This is a genomic window from Nostoc sp. UCD121, assembly GCF_014222285.1.
In the GTDB taxonomy this organism is placed as follows: domain Bacteria; phylum Cyanobacteriota; class Cyanobacteriia; order Cyanobacteriales; family Nostocaceae; genus Nostoc.
Genome location: NZ_JACKZS010000411.1, coordinates 1 through 2,596, shown reverse-complemented (window position 1 = coordinate 2,596; position 2,596 = coordinate 1). Strand labels below are relative to the sequence as shown.

The window sequence follows — 2,596 nt, the reverse complement described above, 5'->3', positions numbered from 1 at the left end:
GCCCACACGGAAATTGAAGTTACCCAAATGGAGGCAACTGATGCCATTTTTGAGGCGCAAACGGCGGGGATGACCGAAGAACAGAAAGCAGAGTATATTAAGCAGTTGCGGGAGATGAAAACGCCCTATCTGCAAGGGAGTCAGACTTTACAAGGGACGATTGACCCCAACGACAAGGTTACTGGGGGAGAACAGCCGGCAATCGCTCCCACTGACAAATATCGCTGGATCAACAACACCATCGGCTACCCCACTTTAATCTTTGGTGGCATGGGTGCGGGGAAATCCTGGACTACTAGAGAAATTATTTGGAAGAAAGTACAAGCCGGATGGAACATCGTAGCGCTTGACCCGCACGGCACACAGGTCGAATGGCGAGGTGTGCGGCTGATTACCGGCTACAAAGAAATAGCCGAATTCATGCAATGGTACATGGATGAAATGCGCCAGCGCTATGAAGATTACCGCAAGAGCGGATTGACTGAAGAACAATGGACGGAGAACCTAAGAGCGTCGGGCAAGATGCTATCAGTTATCTGTGAAGAATTTACGACCTGGACGGATAACATTGTTGAGCCAATGCCAGACGATTGTGAGGATGAAAAATGGAAGCCCGACCCTGATTTTATTGGTAAATGGTTTCGCTGTGCCATGACCGAATCTCGCAAACAATTAATGATTCCTTTGTTCGTAGCTCACGACCGCACAATGGAGATTTTAGCCAAAGCCAAAGGACTATCAAAACTTCGGGATGCGGCACTGTTAGAAGTAGAACTAATCGCAACTATTGACCCAATCACCACAGAAGCTAAAGCTAGCGGTAAAGGAGCAATTAAATTACCTGGGCATGGGCAATGGATTGATATTGAACTGCCTAAACTTGACCACAAACGAATTGATTTTAGGCTTGATAAACCTTTGACCAGTGATGAATCGGCAACCATCGATAAAGCTACTTTAGAGCGCATTTATGAACTGGAATTCAATCTTGGTAACAAAGTAGGTGATACCCAACATGAACCTAAGAAACTATCACCAATGGCGCAAAAGCTGTATGAATATCTCACCAGAACTGAACGAATTGAAGCTGATGTAAGAGAGTTCAAGGGCAACTTTAAAGTGGCTGGTGAGAGATTTACTGTGGAGCAAATCAAGGGCTGGATGTATGAAATTGTTGGGGCAGGTATGGCTGACTGGATAGGTGAGGGTGTTATCAGACTCAATCAAATTTAGTCCCCTTTAGTGGCTGGTGTCTGCTCCCAAAAACCCCCTTTTTTTGCGGACATCGGACACTAGACACCACAGACACTAAAGCTTGAAAGCCTTATACAGCTTAGACACCAGAAGACACTACACTAGACACCACCCAGACACCAAGTGTCTTAAGCGTGTCCGCTAGACACCAATAACAAATAACCTCATAAACAGCCATTTATTATTAGAGGATTAATCAAATCATGCTGAAAATAGTAATTGTTGAACCAGAAACATTCACTCTCTTAGGCATCAAAGGTGCTATTGAACAATCTCCTGATATAGAAGTTACAGCATCAGCCACTTCTGGAAAGATAGGTTTTCAGTTAATTGAACAGACCAACCCTGATGTTGCGTTAGTTGATTTACTCTTACCCGATATGAGTGGTTTAGAACTGACTCGTTCAATTAAAAGGAATACTAATAGTAAAGTAGTGATATTTACTAATCAGACTCATTCCGACTTTATTAACTCAGCTTTCCGTCATGGGGCTGATTCTTATATGCTCAAGAGTGCTGATATAGAATTGATTGAACTAGCCATCAAAAGAGCTTACTCTGATGAATGTCTACTCGACCCCAAGCTGGCTAAAAAACTGTTAGAAAGCCTTTATCACAACAGATATATCGACCCTAGTTTTGCTGACAAAAACTTGTTTGAACCTCCCACCGAGCGACAAATACAAGTGCTGCGTTTACTGGCTCAGGGTTTGATTTTTGAACAGATTGCCAAAGAAATGTTTCTCTCTGTTAGTACAGTCAAAAATTATGCCAGTGATTTGTACAGTAAATGGCACGTCAAGAACCGTTATGAGGCTATCAAAAGAGGGGCGATGCTTGGTTATATTGACTATAACTTGATTGTGAATGAATGATTTATCGGTGAGGAGAGCGAAAGGATTAAGTTGGATATTGGTGGGGTTTATTTTTGTACAAAATCTCTATATCCCTAACTAGCCCAATCGTTGTTGCAATTCCTCCAACGCACAGGGAGAACATCGGCAGTCATTATTGAGATACAGCCCAACTTTAAAGTCAAGGGTCAACGGTTCAGTTCGGAGGAGTTGAAGCGACTGTTTACAATCATTTCAACGGTCAGCCGATTTCTTTTGATACTTAGCCCTTCACTGTTAATTAATTTATTGAAAGTGTGAGCCGATTCAATTATAAATGATTACATTATTTAGGTATAACAAAAGGGCCATCATAAAATAAGTTGTAAGCCCTTCCAAAGCTATATCCAAACGTTTTATTGCCATTTTCATCTGTATGTTCTCCGATACCTACTACAATGCTCTCTTCATCCCAGCTTTTCCCGTCTCCTGTCACTGCTTTACAAGGG

General features: G+C 42.4%; 2 protein-coding genes. Both read left to right on the top strand.

Features of this window, described 5'->3' with window-relative positions; genetic code table 11:
- Positions 1-1,233, top strand: a 1,233-nt coding sequence (locus tag GNF10_RS36355; RefSeq protein WP_185607464.1) for a hypothetical protein, incomplete at its 5' end; no start/stop codon positions are given.
- A gap of 224 nt (positions 1,234-1,457) precedes the next feature.
- Entirely contained in the window at positions 1,458-2,129 is a 672-nt protein-coding gene (locus GNF10_RS36350) for a response regulator transcription factor (RefSeq protein WP_185584652.1), read from the top strand.
- The last annotated feature ends 467 nt before the right edge of the window (positions 2,130-2,596 follow it).